This window comes from Bacillus sp. AK031 (assembly GCF_053903065.1).
The window spans coordinates 2,970,049-2,991,771 of record NZ_CP096424.1; the positions used below are offsets into that span (position 1 = coordinate 2,970,049).

At 40.8% G+C, this 21,723-nt stretch carries 21 protein-coding genes; 4 read left to right on the forward strand and 17 right to left on the reverse strand.

All coding sequences use genetic code 11. The features are described 5' to 3' along the window. Positions 1-21 precede the first annotated feature (21 nt). The 5 genes from M1E09_RS15245 to M1E09_RS15265 form a co-directional block, all read right to left on the reverse strand. On the reverse strand, positions 22-681 hold the full coding sequence (locus M1E09_RS15245; protein WP_456271698.1) for a potassium channel family protein: 660 nt from the start codon (positions 679-681) through the stop codon (positions 22-24). A 63-nt stretch (positions 682-744) separates the two neighbouring features. Continuing rightward, positions 745-1,758 (reverse strand): cytochrome d ubiquinol oxidase subunit II, encoded by a 1,014-nt coding sequence (locus M1E09_RS15250; protein WP_456271699.1) that lies wholly within the window; start codon positions 1,756-1,758, stop codon positions 745-747. Between the two features lie 53 nt (positions 1,759-1,811). After that, positions 1,812-3,152, reverse strand: a complete 1,341-nt coding sequence (locus M1E09_RS15255) for a cytochrome ubiquinol oxidase subunit I (RefSeq protein ID WP_456271700.1) — start codon at positions 3,150-3,152, stop codon at positions 1,812-1,814. Positions 3,153-3,329: 177 nt separating this feature from the next. Then, complete coding sequence (locus M1E09_RS15260) at positions 3,330-5,153, reverse strand: ABC transporter ATP-binding protein (protein WP_456271701.1); 1,824 nt, start codon at positions 5,151-5,153, stop codon at positions 3,330-3,332. Between the two features lie 8 nt (positions 5,154-5,161). Next, entirely contained in the window at positions 5,162-6,916 is a 1,755-nt protein-coding gene (locus M1E09_RS15265) for an ABC transporter ATP-binding protein (RefSeq protein WP_456271702.1), read from the reverse strand. Between the two features lie 1,447 nt (positions 6,917-8,363). Between M1E09_RS15265 and M1E09_RS15270 the strand changes: the two genes are divergently transcribed. Further along, positions 8,364-9,230 (forward strand): mechanosensitive ion channel family protein, encoded by an 867-nt coding sequence (locus tag M1E09_RS15270; protein ID WP_456271703.1) that lies wholly within the window; start codon positions 8,364-8,366, stop codon positions 9,228-9,230. Between the two features lie 46 nt (positions 9,231-9,276). Here the strand turns inward: M1E09_RS15270 and M1E09_RS15275 are convergent, their stop codons facing one another. The 3 genes from M1E09_RS15275 to M1E09_RS15285 form a co-directional block, all read right to left on the reverse strand. Further along, the gene (locus M1E09_RS15275) at positions 9,277-10,398 is read right to left on the reverse strand and encodes an N-acetyldiaminopimelate deacetylase (RefSeq protein WP_456271704.1); all 1,122 of its coding nucleotides are present in this window, start codon (positions 10,396-10,398) and stop codon (positions 9,277-9,279) included. A gap of 109 nt (positions 10,399-10,507) precedes the next feature. After that, the gene (dapD, locus tag M1E09_RS15280; RefSeq protein WP_456271705.1) at positions 10,508-11,218 is read right to left on the reverse strand and encodes a 2,3,4,5-tetrahydropyridine-2,6-dicarboxylate N-acetyltransferase; all 711 of its coding nucleotides are present in this window, start codon (positions 11,216-11,218) and stop codon (positions 10,508-10,510) included. An 84-nt stretch (positions 11,219-11,302) separates the two neighbouring features. Beyond that, entirely contained in the window at positions 11,303-12,193 is an 891-nt protein-coding gene (locus M1E09_RS15285) for a LysR family transcriptional regulator (RefSeq protein ID WP_456271706.1), read from the reverse strand. Positions 12,194-12,332: 139 nt separating this feature from the next. On the opposite strand from M1E09_RS15285, the gene M1E09_RS15290 reads away from it, so the two are divergent. Next, positions 12,333-13,061, forward strand: a complete 729-nt coding sequence (locus M1E09_RS15290; RefSeq protein ID WP_456271707.1) for a sulfite exporter TauE/SafE family protein — start codon at positions 12,333-12,335, stop codon at positions 13,059-13,061. Positions 13,062-13,117: 56 nt separating this feature from the next. On the opposite strand, the gene M1E09_RS15295 is transcribed toward M1E09_RS15290, so the two are convergent. The 4 genes from M1E09_RS15295 to M1E09_RS15310 form a co-directional block, all read right to left on the reverse strand. After that, the gene (locus M1E09_RS15295; protein ID WP_456271708.1) at positions 13,118-14,614 is read right to left on the reverse strand and encodes an MDR family MFS transporter; all 1,497 of its coding nucleotides are present in this window, start codon (positions 14,612-14,614) and stop codon (positions 13,118-13,120) included. A gap of 68 nt (positions 14,615-14,682) precedes the next feature. Then, on the reverse strand, positions 14,683-15,123 hold the full coding sequence (gene cbpB, locus M1E09_RS15300) for a cyclic-di-AMP-binding protein CbpB (protein ID WP_456271709.1): 441 nt from the start codon (positions 15,121-15,123) through the stop codon (positions 14,683-14,685). 83 nt (positions 15,124-15,206) lie between these two features. Continuing rightward, positions 15,207-15,350: a hypothetical protein gene (locus M1E09_RS15305; RefSeq protein ID WP_456271710.1), complete on the reverse strand. Its 144-nt coding sequence runs from the start codon at positions 15,348-15,350 to the stop codon at positions 15,207-15,209. 192 nt (positions 15,351-15,542) lie between these two features. Next, complete coding sequence (locus M1E09_RS15310) at positions 15,543-15,803, reverse strand: YkuJ family protein (protein WP_456271711.1); 261 nt, start codon at positions 15,801-15,803, stop codon at positions 15,543-15,545. A 301-nt stretch (positions 15,804-16,104) separates the two neighbouring features. Here M1E09_RS15310 and M1E09_RS15315 point away from each other — a divergent pair, with 301 nt between their 5' ends. Together M1E09_RS15315 and M1E09_RS15320 are read left to right on the forward strand one after the other, a co-directional pair. Beyond that, positions 16,105-17,055 carry an MBL fold metallo-hydrolase gene (locus tag M1E09_RS15315; protein WP_456271712.1) on the forward strand — a complete coding sequence of 317 codons (951 nt, stop codon included), beginning with the start codon at positions 16,105-16,107 and terminating at the stop codon, positions 17,053-17,055. A 2-nt stretch (positions 17,056-17,057) separates the two neighbouring features. Then, on the forward strand, positions 17,058-17,306 hold the full coding sequence (locus M1E09_RS15320) for a glutaredoxin domain-containing protein (RefSeq protein WP_456271713.1): 249 nt from the start codon (positions 17,058-17,060) through the stop codon (positions 17,304-17,306). Positions 17,307-17,375: 69 nt separating this feature from the next. Here M1E09_RS15320 and M1E09_RS15325 read toward each other — a convergent pair whose 3' ends face one another. The 5 genes from M1E09_RS15325 to M1E09_RS15345 form a co-directional block, all read right to left on the reverse strand. Then, positions 17,376-18,035, reverse strand: a complete 660-nt coding sequence (locus M1E09_RS15325) for a DUF3993 domain-containing protein (protein WP_456271714.1) — start codon at positions 18,033-18,035, stop codon at positions 17,376-17,378. A 379-nt stretch (positions 18,036-18,414) separates the two neighbouring features. Beyond that, positions 18,415-18,651 carry a hypothetical protein gene (locus tag M1E09_RS15330; protein ID WP_456271715.1) on the reverse strand — a complete coding sequence of 79 codons (237 nt, stop codon included), beginning with the start codon at positions 18,649-18,651 and terminating at the stop codon, positions 18,415-18,417. Positions 18,652-18,713: 62 nt separating this feature from the next. Then, positions 18,714-19,934 carry an EAL-associated domain-containing protein gene (locus tag M1E09_RS15335; protein WP_456271716.1) on the reverse strand — a complete coding sequence of 407 codons (1,221 nt, stop codon included), beginning with the start codon at positions 19,932-19,934 and terminating at the stop codon, positions 18,714-18,716. A gap of 158 nt (positions 19,935-20,092) precedes the next feature. After that, entirely contained in the window at positions 20,093-20,851 is a 759-nt protein-coding gene (fadH, locus tag M1E09_RS15340; RefSeq protein ID WP_456271717.1) for a 2,4-dienoyl-CoA reductase, read from the reverse strand. Between the two features lie 397 nt (positions 20,852-21,248). Then, positions 21,249-21,464: a hypothetical protein gene (locus M1E09_RS15345; protein WP_456271718.1), complete on the reverse strand. Its 216-nt coding sequence runs from the start codon at positions 21,462-21,464 to the stop codon at positions 21,249-21,251. Positions 21,465-21,723: the final 259 nt, after the last annotated feature.

Sequence of the window (21,723 nt, forward strand, 5' to 3'; positions counted from 1 at the left end):
CCTCCATTTTTATTTATTTGCTTAAGGCATAACTTTTTTCTCAAATCTGGTAATGTCTGAATCTGCGCCAATGACGATCAGGATGTCCCCTTCCTGAATAAGTTCATCCGCCTGGGGAGAGACAAGAATATCCTTCTGACGTTTAATTGCAACAATGTTGATACCATATCTGGCACGGATATCCAAATCAATCAGAGTATTGCCATACAAGTGTTCACTCGCCACTATTTCAACAATCGAGTGTTCATCAGATAACTCCAAGTAATCGAGCACATTATTGGAAACAATATTATGCGCAATCCTTTTACCCATATCTCTTTCTGGATGAACGACTTGACTTGCGCCTATTTTCCTTAGTACCTTTTCATGATAGTCGTTTTGAGCTTTGACAGTGATATTGCTGACTCCAATCTCCTTGAGCATCAAGGTTGTCAGGATACTTGACTGAATATCATCACCAATCGCTACAATCACATGATCAAAGTTTCTGATCCCAAGGCTTTTTAAGACGGATTCATCCGTCGTATCCGCCACAACTGCATGGGATGCGATAGATGCATATTCATTTACCTTATCTTCTTGTTTATCTATCGCCATAACTTCCAAACCCTGTTCTGCAAGAGACCGTACAATGCTTCCTCCAAAACGCCCTAATCCTATAACAACAAATTCCTTTTTCACAGTAACTCCTCCACCATAAGAGTATATATATTGAATATTCTAGCACAAAAATGTGAAGTGAAGTTACTTCTTTCCTTTAACATAGTCAGCATCAAACAGAAACAGTCTCATTAATAATATCAAGGATGGTATTAGAAGGCACAGACCTGCAATAAAAACGATTACCAGGGCTGTTCCCATATCAGGACTGGTCACACTGCTTTCTATTGTTATGAATGGTTTCAAGATATAAGGAAGGTGGGAAGCACCATATCCGAAAAAGGCAAAAAAGAATTGAAGCATGACCATAATAAAGGCTGTTCCAAACTTTTTCCGCAGGTAGATCAACCCAGAGGCTATCAGGAAAAATGATAACGACAATCCAAACATCCACCATATGTCCAATGCATTTTCAAAGTGTTCAAGGTTGTGTTCCCTTAAACCGATAAACACAAGCATGCTCGCCAGTATCGTCGGCAGGCTCCAAAACAGTGCAAACTTGCGAACAATTTCTCTTGCGTCCGAATCGTTCGCCCGATCAGCATAATAAGTCAGAAACGCTGCTGAAATAAATAAAACTGATACAATCGAAAGTACTACAACACTCCAGGAATATAAACTTGTGAAAAGCTCCCCCGCCAAGAACACCACTTTATCCTCAGTTTCTTCCAGGAAGCCTCCTTCTGAAATCGTCAGTGCAGTTGACAAAGAAGCAGGTATTAAAAGGCCGGTGGCACCATACAAAAACAGAAAGAATACATTGTCCTTTGAGCCGTAATTCCCGAAAGCATAGAAAGAACCTCTTATCGCCAGCAGAATAAGGGCAAGGCTGCCTGGCAGCAGCAAAGCTGTTCCATAATAATATGCCGTATCAGGAAAAAAGCCGACAAGACCAACAAAGAAAAACACAAAAAATACGTTTGTCACTTCCCAGACCGGCGACAAATACCGGCTGATCAAGTCATTCACTGTATGCTTTTTATTTGTTATTTTGGCATAGAATGCAAAGAAGCCGGCACCAAAATCTATAGATGCCACAATGAGATAACCATAGAGAAAAATCCATAATACTGTAATCCCTAAAACCTCTAAACTCACTAGTGTCCCTCCTATTCCAATCCGTTCACTCCGTAGTAGAATTTATCAATTTGCTACTGAAGTTTTCCATCTTTGAATCGTTGTTGAAATTCCAGCTCCGGCGGCTTGTTTTTGAACATCTTGACTAAAACCATAACGCAAAATACAGCCAAGATGATGTACAGGATTACAAACAGGACAAAAGTCAACCCTACCCCATCTGCCTTTGTTGCCGCTTCTGCTACTTTCATATATCCCCTGAGAATCCAGGGCTGCCTCCCTACTTCCGCATAAATCCAGCCAAATTCTATGGCAAGCATCGATAGCGGCCCGCTGGCAACTATTCCCCAAAGCAAGGGCTTGTTCCATTCATTTCTTTTCTTCCATTTCCAAAATAAAACAAACAGCGATGTGATGAATAAGGTAAACATCCCGATTGATACCATCAAGTCGAAAAGATAATGTACGAACAATGGGGGAAGTTCATCCTCAGGAAATTCTTCCAATCCTATAACTTCCTTATTGAATGAATTTCCAGCCAAAAAACTTAGAAATCCAGGGATTCTTATTTCGTTATGAACTTCATTATTTTCATCAAGCGTACCAAAAATAATTAAATCAGCATTGCTTTCTGTTTCAAAATGCCATTCGGCGGCAGCCAGTTTTTCCGGCTGATATTCAGCTAGAAACTTTGCCGATACATCACCTGCAACAGCAGTTCCTACGGCAAAAATTAAACCGCACACCATGGTCATCCTCAATGCCTTCCGATGATATGTACTTCCTTTGTTCTTCAAGATGGCAAAAGCAGTGATAGCCGCAAGCACCAGTGCTGATGTCAAATAGGCTGATGTCAATACATGAAAAACCTTTGCCGGTGTTGCAGGGTTGAACATAGCAGCAATCGGATCAATATTGACCGCTTTACCATTTTCAAGTTCGAACCCTTGTGGAGTATTCATAAAGGCATTCACCATAGTAATAAATAAAGCCGAGGCAGAAGAGCCGATCATGATCGGGATTGTCAAAAGCCAGTGTACCATGCGATTCTTGAACCGGTCCCAAGTATATAGATAGATTCCTAAAAATATTGCCTCAAAAAAGAATGCAAAAGTTTCCATAAACAGCGGCAGCGCAATTACTTGTCCGGCTACCTGCATAAAACTTGGCCACAGCATCGATAACTGCAGTCCGATAGCGGTCCCTGTCACCACTCCAACAGCAACGGTAATTGTAAACCCTCTGGCCCATCTTCTTGCCAACAATAAATAATGTCCATCATTCCTCTTAATACCTATGAACTCAGCAATCGAGATCATTACTGGTATTCCGACACCGATTGTCGCAAAGATAATATGAAACGCCAGAGTCACTGAAGTGAGCATTCTGCTCAAAATAACGCTATCCAGCTCCATACATTTCCCCCCTACTAATCTTCTATACTTATAGATATCACTTATCGCCCATTATAAAACCTATGAATGAGTTTGTGAAGTGATGAGCATTCAGAGCTGTTATTCTGCTTTCATAGCCTTCTCTGCGCATTTAAATAGAAAAAACCGCCCTTCTAAAGAAGGACGGCTGCTATTCCCTTATATAACCTCAAGCATTTTAAACTGTGCTTTGACCAGGTGGTAGTATTCTCCCTGCTGGTCCATTAATTCATCATGGTTTCCTTGCTCAATGATTTCTCCATGATCAAGGACGAAGATATTGTCTGCCTCACGTATTGTAGAGAGCCTGTGGGCAATCATGATTGCCGTACGTCCTTTCAATAGTGTTCTTAAGGCATTCTGTATCTGAACCTCTGTTTCTGTATCTATAGAGGCTGTCGCTTCATCCAGTATGATGATCCTTGGATCGGCCAGCAATGCTCTTGTAAACGAAATCAGCTGGCGTTCGCCTACAGAAAGGATATTACCGCGCTCTTCCACCTCAGTGTCATAACCTTTAGGAAGCCGTTGAATAAATTCATGTGCTCCGACCGCTTTAGCTGCTTCAACTACATCTTCATCGGATGCATCAGGCCTTCCGAACAGAATGTTTTGCTTAATGGTACCTGAGAAAATAAACGTATCTTGAAGGACAATACTTATTTGGCTTCTAAGACTGGAAAGGGAAACGTCTCTTAAATTATGACCATCTATCTTGACCTTACCTGCTGTCGGGTCATAGAAGCGGCTGACAAGATTGGCAATCGTCGTTTTACCAGATCCTGTATGTCCGACCAGCGCCACCGTCTGGCCGGCTTTCATCTCAAGTGAAATATTGTTAAGGGCTTTGCGCTTGCTGTCATAAGCAAAATCAACATTTTTAAATTCTATACGCCCATCAACATCCTTTAACTCTTTTGCATTGGCTTTTTCATCGACATTCGGCTGTTCATCCAGGAATTCAAATATTCTTTCCGACGAAGCCATTCCGACTAGAAGCTGGTTATACACCATGCCCAGGCGGGAAATCGGCTCCCAGAACATTCCGAGATAAAACGCGAATGATACAAATTCACCCAATGTGATTGAGTCTCCCTGGATCAAAGTTGCACCATACCAGATCAGCACCGCTGTCCCAACAGCATTTGTCAGTTCTACCATCGGCCTGAACATTGCACTTTTCTTCGTTGCATTTCTCCAGCTGTCGAAGTTCTCCGTATTAATTCCATCAAAGAATTCCATATTTTCTTTCTCTTGTGTGAACGACTGGGTTACACGGACGCCTTGGATACTCTCATTCAAGTGTGAGTTCAATTTAGACTGTTTAAGCCTCACCATCTGCCATGACCTTCTGATTTTCTTGCGAAGGCTGGTGGAGATGAAGAACATGAGCGGCAGAATGACCAGAACTGCGAGTGTCAGTTCAGGACTGAGAGTAAACAGGATGGCTACGATTCCGATCAACAGAATCATATCCATCAGCAGGTTGATGACCCCGTTTGTGAAAAGCTCCTGCAGCGAGTTAATATCATTCATAATCCTTACAAGTATGGAACCCGCAGAACGCTGGTCAAAGAACCTGTGCGACAGCCACTGGACATGGGTGAATAAATGCTTCCTCAAGTCATAGATGACCCCCTGCCCAAGCATATTCATCCACCTGATCCTGAATACATTCGCAACATAGCTGAGAACATACAAACCAGCTATTATGGCAATTAGGTTCGTAAGCATACTCCCGTCCTTCTCGATAATCGCCCTATCAAGAGTGTAAACCCCAATAAGAATCGGAATGACCAGCCTGACCCCTGTTGTGATGAGGACCATGAGAACCGAGAGGGGCAGAAGATTTTTAGAGTATGGCTTCAAGTAGCCCAGCAGTCTCCAAAGCTGCTCCCAGTTAAATGGCTTATCAATTACCTGGTCGGTTGAATAATGAAACCTGTTAAGTATCTTCTCATTGGTTTTATCTTTTCTTTTCATTGTCTCACCTACCCTTGCTGTGATTGCAGTATTTTTTTCTGATCCTTATATTGGATGTCATATATTCTTTGATACGGCCCATTATTTTTCATTAGGAAGTCATGCACCCCTCGCTCAACAATCTGTCCATTTTCAAGGACAAGAATTTCATCTGCATGCTTCAGCGCTGAAATACGATGCGCAATAATGAAGGTAGTCCGGTCCGCCATCACTTCTTTGAATGCTTTTTGAATTTTGAACTCTGTTTCCATATCAACAGCACTTGTCGCATCATCCAATATCAAGATACTAGGATCTGTACATATGGCACGGGCGATGGCGATACGCTGCTTTTGCCCTCCGGATAGTCCAAGCCCTCTTTCGCCAAGCTTCGTTTCATACCCATCTTCCAATTCTTCAATGAAATCATGGGCCTGTGCTCTTTTTGCAGCATCTATGATCTCTTCCATAGTCGCATCAGGCCTGCCGTATGAAATATTCGTCTTGATGGTGGAAGAAAACAAAAAGGATTCCTGCAGTACAAATCCAATATTCTTTCTTAATGATTTTAAAGAATAATCTTCAACTGGTTTTCCATCAATCAGGACTTCCCCGGAAGTAGGTTCGTAAAAACGTGTAATAAGGTTGGTGATGCTGGTTTTACCTGAACCGGTTGCACCTATCAAACCGATTACTTTACCTGGTTCTGCTTTAAAGGAAATGCCATCAAGCGCTTCTTCATCGTCCTCAGTATATTTTAGTTCGACACTCTTGAATTCCACTTCTCCTTTTAACCTGTCAACCTTAAGGGCATCTTCTTTATCTGTAATGGTTTCGTCCGCTTCAAGGATTTCCAATAAGCGTTCTCCGGAAGCTTTGGATTGAGAAAATTGATTAATCACGAAACCTAAGTTCATTATTGGCCAGATGATGTACCAGAGAAGACTGTAAAAGGCGACCAACTCACCCGGATCGAGGCTTCCATCCATTACCAGGAATCCGCCGTAAGAAAGGAGAAGGACGACACTCACATTGCCAAGAAACTCCATGAGCGGAAAGTATTTCGCCCACACGTCAGAGGTCAATAAGTACTTATCTTTATAATCACTGTTAGAGGTATTAAATTTATTGATTTGGAAACCTTCCCGTGACAAGGATTTCACAGTATTGATTCCGCTGATATTTTCCTGGACATTGGTGTTCAGCTTTCCAAATGATTTCCTGATGCCCCGGAAAGCTGGATGAACTGCCTTATCAAATTTATATACCGTCACTGCGAGAAAAGGCAATGTTGCAAGTGTGACAAACGTCAATGACGGAGAATAATAGAACATTACTCCGAAAGAGACTGTAATCAACATGACGAATCGGATCAGTTCCGAGATCCCAAATGAAAGAAAGAACCTGAATGCTTCTACATCTGCCGTCAGCCTGGACATCAAATCGCCTGTCTTAGCGTTATCATAATAACGGAATGGCAGATACTGCAGCTTTTCATACAATTCATTCCTCAACCTGTACACGCTCGTGATCCCGAACATATCTCCGTTATATTGATGAATATAAGTTGCCACACCTTTGATGATCATGATAAAAATGAAGCCGAATGCCAAGTAAGGCACCCATTGGAATTGCTCCCGCAGGATGACATCATCAATCGTCTTCTGCAGGATAATAGGGTATACTACTGTAATTCCCGTTACTGCAATCAAGAATAGTATCGAAGTGAAAAAGAACTTCTTGTAAGGCCAGTAAAACTGTTTTAATTTTTTAAATGTCTCCATTTTTCTTCCCCCTCTCTCTGATGCAAAAAATCACGTACTATTAAATATATCGGGTTTCGAAATATTTTTCCACCTTTTTATTTGAATTTTTTACTTTTTTAAGAATCCTTTATCAATTTAGATAATATGCCATTTACTTTATGATTCTTTTCATAAAATTTGGCCTTGTTAGTTAATGATGTTGTTATTCAGATGTAAAGGATGAAGTGTTTTTTTATGATAATCAAAGACACAGTTGTTTTATTCTTAAGCAGTTCACTTAGAGGTACAAAACGTAAAAACCCAAAGTCTTTAGCATACGAATTCGCACCCTTATTCGTATGCTATTTTTTTATTGGTTTTACAGTAAGTCATCTACTTTCAAATGTTTTTTCGCATCTAGTTTCGCACATGTTACACAACACTGAAATAAATATTGTAGTCTTGCGATTTATGTAGCGGATTAACTTGTGAAATGGCATAAAAACACCATCACGAATTTTGGCCATTATGGTTATAATTCGCACCTTCATAAGGGGTTCAAATATGTAGCGGATTTACTGTTTGAAAGACGGCTTTTCTTCAAGTAACAACGCTGTTTGTTCACTGGGTGGCCCCACCCCGAAATCCAAGAGCGGAATCTCATGGCCCAAAGGAAATCAGCAGCACGAGCTGATAAAAATAAAGGGAGAAATTCCCCTTATTTAGGAAATGACACTAAAAATAGTTGAAATAACGGGAATATTTACCGCTATTCATTTGAAAATCATGAAAAATGGGGTGCTGTGCCAGGAATTAGGGGAAATTCTCCCCTTATTTATAGCGAACTCAGCCATGTTTTGCAGTTTAAGGGGAATTTCTCCCCCTATTTATGGATCTGTGACCCCTCACTTAAGAATAGGACTTTCTATAATTAATAAATCATCATCCACTATTCTGCTGTTGGTCTAATGATACATTCCTTTCCCTTCCTCTTATCATCTTCTTTCAGTAAGCCGACAGTTTTGGTTGCACTTTACCTTACGAATCAGGGTGCAGATTAGTATGCGGTTTCATATGAAAAAAGCAATTCTTTAAGGGGACAAATAGTGTTTTTGCACTCCAAAACTGAACTACTTACTTTTATGCTGCTTTTGTTATTGGTTGCAAGTGCTACTGAAATATCGCCACTTGAGCGGAGACAGTATTGATTCGGAATCTGATGCATTACGAAGACCTATTTAAGTCCGAATCGGAGGCTCATTCAATCAGAAAACCACCAAATAATGAAGGAATGGTTGATTGATGGATAATCCGGTCTCTAATGCGTAAAGAAAAGGTGTTCGGCAAGAAGCCGATACTTACCATATTATATAGAAGTTCGAATAATAGAATCTGCTTTTTTGACAATACTATTAGAGTTATGTATATACTAAAAAGGGCAAATCAGCCTTATGCACGGGCATTCATAAAGAAAGGGTGTAAAAAAATGGACTTTTTAGTAGGATTAACGGATTTCAGTGACAGAATCTATGACTTCGACTGGACCGGACTCCTCATTACCATCGGTATTTCCGCTCTGCAGATTCTTGCTATTTATATCGCATTTTTAGTTGTCAAGGGGGCTGGCAACAAGGTGTTAGAGCGGGCATTCAGCAAGTACAGCGAGAGAAATAACATTTCCTCTGCCAGGTCGCAAACCCTTGAAAGCCTTGCGAAGAACATATTCTCATACATATTGATCTTTATTTTCTTTGTAACGATTCTTCAGATTTTTGGAATCGAAGTAACAGCAATTCTGGCTGGAGCCGGAATCATCGGCCTTGCGGTAGGATTTGGTGCTCAAGGGCTTGTGAGTGATGTAGTAACCGGTTTCTTCATATTGCTGGAAAAACAAATTGATGTCGGGGATTATGTAACAACCGGCAGTTTTTCAGGAATCGTTGAAGCTGTAGGTTTAAGGACTACGCAAATCCGGAGTTTTGACGGTACACTGAACTTTGTCCCTAACCGTGAAATTACAAGCCTCAGCAATCATTCCCGAGGGAATATGAGAGCCCTTGTCGATATCGGAATTTCCTACGATGATGACATTGATAAAGCCATTGCCGTTTTACAAGAAGTTTGCGACAGGGTCGCTGCTGAAGATGACAACATTGTAGATGGGCCAAACGTTATTGGTGTACAGACACTTGGTGCTTCCGATGTGGTCATTCGGGTGATCGGCAAGACAAAGAACATGGAGCAATGGGGTGTTGAACGGAAGCTCCGCAAAGCGCTTAAAGAAGCACTTGATTCAAATGGAATTGAAATCCCCTATCCTCATCAAGTATATATTGAGAAGAAAGAACAATAATGTCCTGACAAAAAGGCTCAGAAAAAATTCTGAGCCTTTTTTCATTTTATAAAGTTTTAATATAATCAGTCACAGTGGAAACTGCAAATTCGATTGCCTTTTCGTCTGGATTCAACTCAGCGTGATGAAGACCGAATTCAGAATTGACGCCCAGCCAGAACATAAAACCCGGGATTTCCTCTAGCATATAGCCAAAGTCTTCACCTGTCATCGCTTCATCACAAATCACAAGGTTAACGCCTTCTTTCTCTTCCAGATATCCGATGAACCCTCTGGTAGCTTCTTCATCATTGTATACTTGTCGATACATACTGCCATAATCAATTACAGCTTCACAGTCGTACCCGATTGAAACCCCCTTGACGATCGACTCAATTCTCTCTTTTACATTTTCCATTGCGTCGATAGAAAGTGTCCTGATCGTACCTTCCAGTCTTGCTGTTTCTGCAATGATATTTTGAACTGTACCGCCGGTTATCTTACCGATCGTCACCACCGCACTATCCAAAGGATTAATATTCCGAGACACGACAGTTTGCAGCTGGGTAACCAACATAGCTGCAGCTACAACCATATCCTTCGTATTATGTGGATATGCAGCATGACCGCCTTTTCCTTTCAGGTCGATGAATAATTCAGAAGTGTTGGCAAATAACAGACCTTCCTTCACCGCGATGGTCCCTACTTCATATTCTGGTGCAATATGGAGGCCGATAATAAAATCAGGCTTCCACTCTTTCATAACATCACTTTCTAGCATCGGTTTAGCGCCGCCCGGTCCTTCTTCGGCCGGTTGAAATATAAACAGCAGATCATCATCCACAGGCTTCCTCACAAAGTGAGTAAGAATCCCAAGGGCAATGCTCATATGAAAGTCATGGCCGCAAGCATGCATCCTGCCTTCATGCTCGGATTTAAACCCCAATCCCGTCTTTTCATCAATAGGCAGCCCGTCAATATCCGTTCGATACCCTATCGTTTTTTTCGGATTGGTTCCATTTATTCTAACAAACAACCCTGTCTTCCATTTTTTCACGGTAAGCCTTTCTTGCGGAAGACTGCTGATATAAGATAATATAAATTGCTGTGTTTTATACTCCTGAAATCCCAACTCCGGAATCTTGTGGAGTTCTCTTCTGATTTTTATTAAAGGATTAATGTCCGGCATGTTTTTCTCCTTTCTCCTTTCCTGGCAAGCAACATAGAATATATGAAAAGGACTGATGCCCGGAAGGCCTTCAGTCCTTTATGAATTTAATCCTGGTATTTGACCTGGATTATAACTGTCTCAGTTCTTGTTTAATTTCTGTTTTTGATTTTGTTTTTTCATCAATTTCTTTAATGACTTTAGCTGGTGTTCCTGCCACTACAGTATATGGAGGGACATCTTCCACAACAATCGCACCTGCAGCAACCACTGCACCTTTTCCTACAGTAACACCTTCCAGAACGACTGCATTCGCACCAACAACTACCTCATCCTCGATAACAACCGGCTTTGCTGAAGGCGGTTCAATTACACCTGCAAGGACAGCGCCAGCGCCGATATGACAATTCTTGCCCACCGTAGCACGGCCTCCAAGAACAACATTCATGTCGATCATTGTTCCTTCTCCGACTACAGAACCGATATTGATTGATGCACCCATCATGATAACTGCATTATCACCGATTTCCACTTGGTCACGAATAATTGCGCCAGGTTCAATGCGAGCTTTAACGCCTTTCATATCAAGCAGCGGGATGGCTGAATTGCGGCGGTCATTTTCCACTACGTAATCTTCAATATTATCTTTGTTGTTTTCAAGTGCTTGCGAGATTTCAGCCCACTCGCCAAAGACCACTCCGGAATCGCCATTAATAAAAGTTTTCACGTTTTCACCAAAACTGATGCCGGAAAGATTGCCTTTTACGTATACCTTCACCGGAGTAGATTTTGTGCTATTTTGAATAAATGAGATAATCTCATTTGCATCCATTTGCTTCATTCAGAGAACCCCCTAAAAAATATGTATATATTCAGAAATCTAGTATTCACTTTAACAAATTAAAGGACAAAAGACAAGAATTCACTATAAAATCGATGTATTATTTTCCTCTAAAAATTCTTCAACTATTTCAACGAAGGCTTGAACCTGTTTCAGCTGAAAAGCTGATTCATAGCCGAGCAGCCAGGTATTTCTGTGGATAGAACCCTTCTTTTCATCCATTAAAGGTATCTTATAAATGTCATCATCTGCGCCATTCAATGTAATAGCAGGAAGAATCGCATAACCTATCCCGTTAAACGTCATCTGTTTGCATGTTTCAATCTGGTCTACCACAATCGTCCTCCTGGGTACTGATTGAAATTGACGGTGCCACCAGTCCTGGATTTCCTGATAATAGTTTGAATCACTTTTAAATTGAATGAAAGGACGGTCTGTTTCCAACACCTGTTCCACATTTTGTATTTCCCTGTCAACCAGGTATAACCTATCTGTAAATAGGTGATATTTAGGACCTTTCCAATCAGCCGTTCCCCTAATAATCCCTATATGCACTTCATCTTCATACAATGCTTCCAGGATTTCGCTGCTCCATCCAGTAATCAGTGAAATCTTGGCGTGTGGATAGGTATCCACAAATTTTTTCAGTACCTGGGGGAGCCAATTTTGACCGACAATGGATGCGCAGGCAATTTTCAAGGTTCCATGCACTTGTGATTGAAGAGCTTGTATTTCCTCCTTAACTTTTTCCTCTTTTTGAAGCATTTCCTGTGACAGCTTTACTACAAGCTCGCCTGCCGGAGTAAGGGACAGGCCTTTTTGCGACCTGATAAAAAGTTTTGTTCCCCATTCCTTTTCTATGTTCTGAAGGCGCTGAGATAAAGCAGGCTGGGATACGAAGAGTCTCTCTGCTGCTTTCCTCATATTCATTTCCTGCGCAAGAACAGACATTAATTGATATTCAGAAAAAGCCATTATACCCCTCCATCTTGATAAGTTTTTATTATATTATATATTAACTATTATCTAATTTCATTATGACTCTTCCAAGAATAAACTAATAACTGTAGAGATTCTTCAGTTATCTAAGCTTTTAGGAAATGAGGTGAAAGCGATGTTCTTTATTCTTCTTATTACCGGCTTTTTCACTGCACTCGTCGGAACGATTGCCGGCAGCGGCGGTCTAATCGGGATGCCCGTAATGCTTCTCGCCGGACTGCCGATCCACTCAGCGATAGCGACAAGCAAATTTTCCAATACTCTCAGTTCCTTCTCCAGCTTTTACTATTTATTAAAAAGGAAAGAAGTACAGTTGAAAGAGTCGCTGTCCATTCTTCCTTTTGCCTTTGGAGGAGGGATTGCAGGAGGCCTGACTGCCGGCTTGATTTCGCAGGCCGTTATGGAATTCATAGCTGTTCTATTACTGATTGTTGCTTTCTTGATCAGTTTCGTAAAGAAACCAGAACCTTCAACCGATACACCGCCAAATCTTAAAAGCACCGGTCCTTACTTAACGGCCATCGGATTCTATGATGGAATATTCGGACCCGGCCAGGCTACCATTCTAATGCATCTCTTCCTCTATAAAGGCATTTCATATATTCGCTCGATTGCGTTTACAAGATTTCAAACATTTGTCTCTTGTTCTGCCGCTTTCCTGGCTTACCTCTTCAACGGGCATTTCATTTGGCAGGCTGGTCTTGCTTTTTGTATCGGCAGCATCCTTGGAGCACAAACAGCCGTAAGATTTGCAGATAAAGTCCAATTGAGAACAGCTAAGCTTATTCTTAACACTATGACCCTGCTGCTCATAATAAAACTGATCGTTTCCCTGCTTTATTGATTTAGGATAAGATATTCAAAAAATCCCCCCATTAAGGGAGGACCTCTGCTTTTCTATTAACTTTTACGCGGCAAAAATAAGATCAGCACAAGACTTCCCAGTGCAAAAAACAAAACTCCGGCATACACCCAATGCAGGGAAAAGGTTAACCCGGACTGTAACGTTTCCCTTAATGGTCCACTCAAACTGCTTCTTTTCTCTTCATCCAGCAGCATGTTCACCACATCAAGGTCAGCCTTGGTGTTTTCTTTATTCTCAAGGTATTGCTTTATGGAACTGTTGAGAATACCACCCAGCAAGGCAGCTCCCAGTGTACTCCCGAGATTGCGCATGAACATATTGGCTGCAGTTGCTATGCCCCTTTGTTTCCATTCGACAGTGCTTTGAATCGAAACGATAAAGGCTGTAGAAGTAAGTCCCATTCCGGCTCCTACGAAGAATGAACCTGTGGCTGCCCAAACCGGCCCAGATTCCGCACCCATGGTAACAAAAAATATACTTCCTGCAATAAGAGAGACTCCTCCTATCAGTGAAGTTTTATAATATCCGATTTTCAATAGCAGGCTTCCGGCAACCGTGGCAGCTATTGGCCAGCCTATAGACATTGTTGTCAAGGTAAACCCTGCTACAGTGGGACTTCTCTCCATAACCCCCTGCACAAAGGCTGGAAGAAAGCTGGATATGCCAATCAGCATGACACCTGTAGTCAAAGACACAATATTGGCAATGAAAATCGACCTTTCTTTCCATATCTCGAAAGGCATCATCGGCTCTGGAGCTCTTCTCTCCTGTAAAATGAAAAGCGTGAAGAAAACCAGTGCTGTGGCAATAAGGGAAATAGCCAATGGGGAATCCCATCGGATATGTACTCCGCCTTCTACAAGGATAAACATTAACGTTGAGATCGATATTGTCAGCAATGCTGCCCCAAGATAATCAATTTTATGCTTCTCTTTCTTAACGTCTTCATGGAGAAACAGCCAAAGAACTATTATCGATAACAATCCTAACGGAATGTTGATCCAAAATACATAATGCCAGCTGACATACTCAACTAGCAGGCCCCCAATTGCCGGGCCGCTGATTGCTGATATGCCCCATACAGAAGAAAGGTATCCCTGAATTTTAGCTCTTTCCTCTTTTGTGTAAATATCTCCAACAATGGTAGTGGCCATAGGCAGAACTGCTCCAGCGCCAAATCCTTGTATCAGCCTGAAGATGATCAGCTGTTCCATGGATTGAGAAAATCCGCAAAGGACTGACCCTGCCAAAAACAAAATAATACCCACAGTAATTATCGGTTTTCTTCCAAATAAGTCAGAGAGCTTTCCATAGATGAGAACCGTGACAGCGTTCATCAATAAATAAGCTGAAAAGACCCAGCTGTATAATGAAAAGCCTCCAAGATCACTCACAATGGCCGGCATGGCTGTAGAAACGATTGTTGCCTCAATCGCCCCCATAAACATGGCAAGCATAACGGCAGCCAGCACAAAGGGCCTTTTCGTCCTTTTGGGAGACTTTTGTTCCAGGCCCTCATCTGCATAATTCATATTCTTCCCCTCTTCCGGCTAGGTTCTATTTCTATCAACAAGAGCTCCCATTATGGGAGCTCAGGAAGTCATGCATTATTATGTAAATTGCGGTTAAGCTGTTTAAGGATAACTCTCCTGGTCATAATTCCTTCAAAGAAATCTTCTTCATTTACCACACATAAGAACGGGTGGTCAATCAGAAGCTGAAGAGCCTTTCTAAACTGTGTGTTCAATGAGATTGTCGGAAAGTCTGTGTCCATTACTTCCTCAACTTTCTTCTTATCTAACTTCTCAAATTCAATATGCTCAAGACCCAGGATTGAATCAGTGATCAGAGCAGAGCTGATTAATCCTTCCAGGCGAAATTGAGGGTCGAGCACAGGAATAGAAGAATATCCGCTTTTAGTCAATACCAGCAGTGCATGTTCAAGCGTATTTGCTTTCTGTACATGCGCAACCTTCTCTGACGGGATGATAAAGTCGGCAATGTTTGCTTCCAGGAAATGCTTGCTATGTAATGAAAACATTTTTAACCCCTCACTCTCGTAAATACAAGCCGATTTATATTGTATCATACTTTAATCGAGTTGTTGGGTTTGAAAGCAGTCATTCACCCTTTTTTTGTTGTTATATTCTTTTTGGTAAATCCACAGTCAGGACAAATATAAATGACATTTTGATTGGACTGTGCCGTCAGCACCTCTTCAATCGCCTTTTCATGTTTGCATGTCGGGCAGATAACGGAAGGAGTCATTTTTTATCACCTCCCCTCTATCTTAAGTATTTGGGAGGAATTCTATACAGATGTCTTTGTATTGAACCCGCTCCATGCGTGCGGCTCGAGATAGAAATAGTACAGTCCCTGAGGTTACCATTGTGCCTCGAGAAGGTGAGAATGATTGGAAAATAAAAACCCGGCTGAAATGGAATTTCGGCCGGGTTTTTATTACTGTTGTGAATTTTCTTTTTCTTCTTGAAGCAATTCAAATATTTCAATAGCGGTAATATCGATATCATCGAATGGAAACTTGTTGGCTTTTTTATCATCAGTGTAAACTTCTAATTCAAACGTATCAGTATTAGAAAAATACTTCACCTGACATAACTTCTTGCCATTCACTTCAAAAAATCTTTGTTGAGTTTCACCTGTATCTGTACCATCCTGCAATGTTTTCAAACGCTGAATGATTCCCAGAAGCTGAGACATATAGCGTCTCTCCTTTCATCACTTCATTCTCTTTTTATCTTTTGCATAATAACTTTTTCTATCCTGCCGGAAGATCATTAATCATCATCATTCCGAAAGGTGATTTCTCTCTTAAAAACACATTCAACTCTATCACACCTTTAAACATAACACCACCACTTTTCCTTCTCAAGCAAAAAACAGAATTTTTTGTTTTTTATTGATGATTGTCTATAATTAAAGATGATTTCTTATTAAACGGGAAAGGTCATCTTTGGTTTATTCAGCTGGATGACACCTTTTTGAAAAAGGAGCCTGAAAAATGATCATTAATAGTGAAGAGAGAATTTCTGTCATTGATTTATTTGATTTGAATGAACCATTCAGAACGGGTGCATACGTTATAAAAGAGGATGACATAACCATTATCGAAACCTCTGCCAGCCCCTCTGTCCCCCATTTATTAAAAGGGCTTAAGGAATTGAATATTCCCCTTGAAAAGATAAAAAATATTATCGTTACCCATGTACATCTTGACCATGCAGGCGGTACAGGAGTGTTTTTGGAAAAATGTCCAAACGCTTCAGTGATCGTCCATGAAAAAGGCGCAAGGCACCTTATCAATCCTGAAAGGCTCGAAGCAGGCGCCCGCCAGGTATATGGAGAAGAATTCGATCGGCTATTCCATCCAATTGTCCCCATACCTGCCGATAGGGTTATCATAAAAAAACACAATGAAAAGCTCAAATTGGGCGAAACATGTGAACTGACTTTCTATAATACACCAGGCCATTCCCGCCATCATTTCAGCATCTATGATGAAAAGTCAAAAGGAATCTTCACAGGGGATACGGCAGGTGTCAACTATGGCTATATTCTCGATGGTATCCATCTTTATTTACCATCCACTTCCCCAAACCAATTTAACCCTATGGAAATGCAACAGTCCCTTGATCTATACAGGCAGTTAGATTTGGAAAAAATTTACTTCGGTCATTTCGGTATTTCGGAAGAGCCGCAAAAGGTTTTGACAGAAGTGGAGAAATGGCTGAAAATATTTATTGAAAAGGCAAGGGAAATTCACCGAAATTACCATTCTTTAGAAAGCCGGCTGAAAGCCCTTACCCTTGCATTAAAAAAGGAAGTGCTGAATTCCGATCATCGCCTCAGTGATAACAAGGGATTCATACGGCTTCTCGATTTGGATATGAAAGTATCCGCAATGGGTCTAATTGACTACATCGAAAAAGACAGAGCACAAAAGGAAGTGTGAAAATGAATGATTATAAGATCACGGTCTATACTCAGCCCGACTGTCCTCCCTGTGTGTATGTGAAAGAATTGCTGACACATCATAATATCCCATTTATAGAAAAGGATATTATGAAAGATAACAAAGCCCGTCAGGAATTAGTTGAAAAATATCATGCCATGTCAACACCAGCCGTCCTAATAAATGGCAAGATCCATCTAAGTTCGGAGTTATCAAAGCTGCCAAACCTGCTTGGCTTAAACAGCATGTAACTCAGTTTTCTGGAAAAGGCAAAACAAAAAAAAAGACATGAGTGAGCCTCAGTCTGTAGCATGAAATCCTTAAGCTGTAAAAACTGCTTCTATATCAAGGAAAAAACCTTGGAAAATCAAAAGCTGCTTGTTCCAGTAATACAGTGACAGGGGAGCGGATGCTTCCTCCTCCCCCAACACTGTGTCAGGATGTGGGGCCATTTCTCGTTCAGCATCAAAACCAGATTCTTCCCGGTCACTGATGATGCCTTTGACCTCTTCCGGCAGTGAATAATAAATATCATCCACTTTGAGCACACCATCCTGTTTGACCAATTTCACTGCTTGGTATCCATCTTCAAAGTAAACTGGTCCATCGTCATATGTAAAGTACTCATATAAGTATATTGCCTCTCCCTTTTTAACAGTCTTGGTTTTTTCCCCATATTGAAAGTTCGGGATATAATAAGCTGCAAAGTCAGAACCAAATGTTTGGAATCCCTCATCAGTCTGAATCACATTTTCCAGGATGAACTTGTCTCTGAATTCAGATGTAAAATGAGTATCCATAACAGCTTCAACTTCTTCCATTGTCCGCGGCTTTTCACTCAGTGAAACCTGCTTTTCAAATGCCCTCTTCACTGTTTCTGTCAATGCCCCCTTGTCCAAAGCCGTTGCCTGATTAATAAAGGCCATACATAGGATTGCTGCAAGTAATACCGCTGATACTTTTCTCACCTTTGTCTTCATCTTCCTCACTTCTCCCCTTTGGATTTCTTTTCCATTGTAGCAATGGTCTCTTGTCGATAGTATGTAAATCGTTCGTATTTTACTAACAAAAGCAGACAGATTCATTTATATATTTCATTTATTCTGTTCCCTTATATATATATTTGTAAAACCACCTTATAACTAAAAGAATAAATTACCAAAAAGAGAGAAAAGTGGAATGCTTATATTCACTCTGTCAACAGATGGAATTCATATATCAAGTAATGGTGACCCTCCCTTCTTCTTCTCAAAGTCATTTTTCTGCATGAATGTTCTTTCAGGAAATCAACTAACAAATTCAAAAAGAAAAACCCCCGAACAAGTCTGGGGGTTTCAGCATTCATCAATTGAATTTTTTCTACATATAATCGATAGCCTTATAAATAATAAACAAGATAACAAGTACAGCCGCAATCAAATAGGTCAAAAAGATAGGATTTCGTGTATAAGGATGCTCCTGGACCTTTTCGGGCAAATCTGTATCCAGTTCATTCTTTAAGGCCTTCTGCTGCCGCGCAACTTTAATGGTATATATCAAAGACACAACCAGCAATCCAGCACTTATCAACATAAGCACCAACACAAAGCTGCTCATTACACCACCCCTTATAAAGCTTTACGGTTAAGTTGCCCCATACAGCATCTTCTATTCCATTTCTAGTATAAAATCCCGTCCTGTTCATAAAGAAATTCATAGGACAAGTCCATAAATAAATATTGATTTTCTCCTAATGGATATGAAAAAGTCCTGACCGTTTCACCCGTTTCGATGTCACTATAAGCGTCCGAAAGCAGCCCTGTATTCCTATTCTGCATCCTCATGATATTTTCGAGAAAATAAGGGCGCCAGCTCCAGTTTTTGCCTTTAAATTGAGGAAGGGACTTCCATTCCTGACTTGTCTTCAATAAGTTATTAGTTAGCTGAAAGCCATTTTCATCACAAATATAAAGTCTGAAGAATTTATCTTCCACATTTTTGGCAAGTTCCAAAAGGAGGGTGTCGATGTCCTTCCCGAGCTTTTTCAGTTCGGTTACCTGCTCACTTATCTCTCGCTGCAGAGTTTGAGATAAGCGGTAGACGGCTTTTAAATGACGTTTCTCATGTTCAATATACTGGCGGCATTTTGCCTTCAGCTTTTCTTTAAGCATATCGCCTCTTATGAACTCTTCCGCAGGGGTATGCAAGTAAAAGCCTTGATAATAACGGCCCCCGTTCTTCCATGCGAAATGGAGCTGATAGTCGAGTTCGATATTTTGAAACAGAAGTGAAGATCCAATCTTCCTGGCCAGCATCGAGAGGCTGTATAAAATATTATGAAATGCGGTATTGCCGACTTCTTTTCGTAAATGCTGCAGGTCAACCTTCAATATATCAGGACTCACCTTCGCCAGTCTTTCCCACTGGTCGCTGTCTCCCCCTATGTTATCAATCGCAATTTTAATCCCATAGGTCTTATAGTACTGAATGAGATGAAATAACTGTTCGAAATCCCCTTTGAATGTTTTTTCAGAGATTTCCAGAACAATCCTTTCCAGATTCAATCCTTTTGCTGAAAAACCTATCAGCAGCTCCAGCAGTGACTCGCCCTGGTCAATCATGAGCAGATTAGCATCTCTGTTCACAAAGAATTGTGTCGATATGCCCTCTTTCAACGATTTTTCGATTGCCTTGGCAAGGACATAGTTGTCTACCTCCAAGCGGTATTCTTCAGGAATGTCCTCATCTTGAAAAAATGATCCGAGGCTGATTATTCCATCTTCAGACTGATACCTTCCGAGGATCTCATATCCCATTACCAAATGCTCATCAGCACTGAACACAGGCTGAAAAAAAGGAACAGATCGATTAATATTTGATAATATTTCCAGTGGGTCCATTATCAACCACTTCCTATAAGATAAAATATTATTGAGTATATCATATCCTGTTAGGGCATGGGTTAAAATAAAGTTCTCATCAATTGATGATTTTCATTCCAAAAAGAAAATGCCGTCATAAAAGTAAAAGATCTTTATGACGGCATTATGAAGGTTATTTAAAAAGGAAAGCGATTAAGCCATTGTCCGCCGTCCATCGTGACACATTCGCCATTGATATAGGCAGCATCATCAGAAGCCAGGAAGTAGGCCAGACCGGCTATTTCTTCAGGAGTTCCCAGCCTCTTTAACGGCACACTGTCTATGGTCCGTTTGGCGGCTTCCTCTGACTCCCAAAGCTTTTCAGCTCCACCGGTTCTCTCAATTGGACCTGGGGCAATGGCATTGGTCCTGATTCCATACTTATGTCCCCATTCGACAGCCAGCGTTCTTGTTAAAGAGAGTACCCCTGCCTTAGCAGCTGCAGAATGGGCAACACCTGCTCCTGCATTCCAGGCATATGTAGCCACCATATTGATAATATTCCCTTTGGCCTTATTTTCTTTCCAATAATTTGCTGCTGCATGCGAACAATAAAATGTACCATTCAGCACAATATCGATTACAGATTTCCACCCATTTGGCGTTAATTTTTCTGCAGGGCAAATGAAGTTTCCTGCTGCATTATTGATCAGCGTATCAACACTTCCAAATTTCCCAGCTGTGAATTCAATCATCTTATCAGCATGTTCTGGTTCTCTCACGTCCATCTGAAACGATTCAAGAGTTCCTGATAATGAAGAGAACTCTTTCTTGACCTCATCCAATCTTTCACTGTTTCTGCCGGTAATCACTACATTATGTCCCTTTTCAAGAAAGTGCCTGGCCATGTATTTCCCCATACCATTGGATCCTCCGGTGACGATTACGGTACTCATCTTTTTTATTCCACCCTTCAAATGAATGAATAATCACTCATTTATCTTTATGTCAGAATTATATAACAATTAAACCGGAATGAAAACAGGAAAAGGAAAGATTTTCTTTTTTAGTTAGGCTCTTTTCGTAAACTTTGTTGCTATTTAATATGTTTCAAGAAATATAGCCATTTTTGTCAGGTAATAACTTAGTAAGCAAGAAAGAAAAGAGCTACTCTCCCTGTTCAGAGAGAAAAAACCTTGTACCTAGGGGAAAAATCCGGCCCTTGGGATTTTTCCGAAAGCAACAATCTATACGAAAACAGCCTTTAGTAAAGAACCCCTCTAATTACAAAAAACCGGTGCCCTGAGAGCACCGGTTTCCAGACTTATATTTAAGCGTATTCGACAGGATTTCTTACTCCTGGTTGTTGACAAGCACCTGATGGAGCTGGCTCAACGTTCGAATAATCGTCTTTTTGCGATTATATCCTTTAGAATTAACGGTTATATCATTCAATTGTACAACTACTTGTCCCCAAGATCCAAATGGCTTAAAACCGTAGACGAACACCTTGACTTCACCCTGCTCTGCAGGCAGGATAATCATTTCCATATGTTCCTGTTTCGTCATAAACATACTCCTTTACAGTTATACTCTGGGCAAGCAACGCTATGTACCATTACTCTAAAGTAAATTATAGTCTGCCAGTTTGTCAACTTATAGTTTTCCAAAAAACAAGGTGATTGATTGATTATATGATTGCTAACCACTACAGTATTTATATTATTTATGATGGTAAAGTGATACAAAAAGAAGAGGAAGAAATCTCAAGAAATTTCTTCCTCCGAATATAGAAGCAGCAAAAAATAATTGCAGTTTGTTAAAGATA

Excerpts from the sequence above, each read along its gene's own strand:
- M1E09_RS15255 (WP_456271700.1), bottom strand. The coding sequence starts at position 3,152 with ATGGAGCTGGATAGCGTTATTTTGAGCAGAATGCTCACTTCAGTGACT.
- M1E09_RS15260 (WP_456271701.1), bottom strand. The coding sequence starts at position 5,153 with ATGAAAAGAAAAGATAAAACCAATGAGAAGATACTTAACAGGTTTCAT.
- M1E09_RS15265 (WP_456271702.1), bottom strand. The coding sequence starts at position 6,916 with ATGGAGACATTTAAAAAATTAAAACAGTTTTACTGGCCTTACAAGAAG.
- M1E09_RS15270 (WP_456271703.1), top strand. The coding sequence starts at position 8,364 with ATGGACTTTTTAGTAGGATTAACGGATTTCAGTGACAGAATCTATGAC.
- M1E09_RS15275 (WP_456271704.1), bottom strand. The coding sequence starts at position 10,398 with ATGCCGGACATTAATCCTTTAATAAAAATCAGAAGAGAACTCCACAAG.
- dapD (WP_456271705.1), bottom strand. The coding sequence starts at position 11,218 with ATGAAGCAAATGGATGCAAATGAGATTATCTCATTTATTCAAAATAGC.
- M1E09_RS15285 (WP_456271706.1), bottom strand. The coding sequence starts at position 12,193 with ATGGCTTTTTCTGAATATCAATTAATGTCTGTTCTTGCGCAGGAAATG.
- M1E09_RS15290 (WP_456271707.1), top strand. The coding sequence starts at position 12,333 with ATGTTCTTTATTCTTCTTATTACCGGCTTTTTCACTGCACTCGTCGGA.
- M1E09_RS15295 (WP_456271708.1), bottom strand. The coding sequence starts at position 14,614 with ATGAATTATGCAGATGAGGGCCTGGAACAAAAGTCTCCCAAAAGGACG.
- cbpB (WP_456271709.1), bottom strand. The coding sequence starts at position 15,123 with ATGTTTTCATTACATAGCAAGCATTTCCTGGAAGCAAACATTGCCGAC.
- M1E09_RS15305 (WP_456271710.1), bottom strand. The coding sequence starts at position 15,350 with ATGACTCCTTCCGTTATCTGCCCGACATGCAAACATGAAAAGGCGATT.
- M1E09_RS15310 (WP_456271711.1), bottom strand. The coding sequence starts at position 15,803 with ATGTCTCAGCTTCTGGGAATCATTCAGCGTTTGAAAACATTGCAGGAT.
- M1E09_RS15315 (WP_456271712.1), top strand. The coding sequence starts at position 16,105 with ATGATCATTAATAGTGAAGAGAGAATTTCTGTCATTGATTTATTTGAT.
- M1E09_RS15320 (WP_456271713.1), top strand. The coding sequence starts at position 17,058 with ATGAATGATTATAAGATCACGGTCTATACTCAGCCCGACTGTCCTCCC.
- M1E09_RS15325 (WP_456271714.1), bottom strand. The coding sequence starts at position 18,035 with ATGAAGACAAAGGTGAGAAAAGTATCAGCGGTATTACTTGCAGCAATC.
- M1E09_RS15330 (WP_456271715.1), bottom strand. The coding sequence starts at position 18,651 with ATGAGCAGCTTTGTGTTGGTGCTTATGTTGATAAGTGCTGGATTGCTG.
- M1E09_RS15335 (WP_456271716.1), bottom strand. The coding sequence starts at position 19,934 with ATGGACCCACTGGAAATATTATCAAATATTAATCGATCTGTTCCTTTT.
- fadH (WP_456271717.1), bottom strand. The coding sequence starts at position 20,851 with ATGAGTACCGTAATCGTCACCGGAGGATCCAATGGTATGGGGAAATAC.
- M1E09_RS15345 (WP_456271718.1), bottom strand. The coding sequence starts at position 21,464 with ATGACGAAACAGGAACATATGGAAATGATTATCCTGCCTGCAGAGCAG.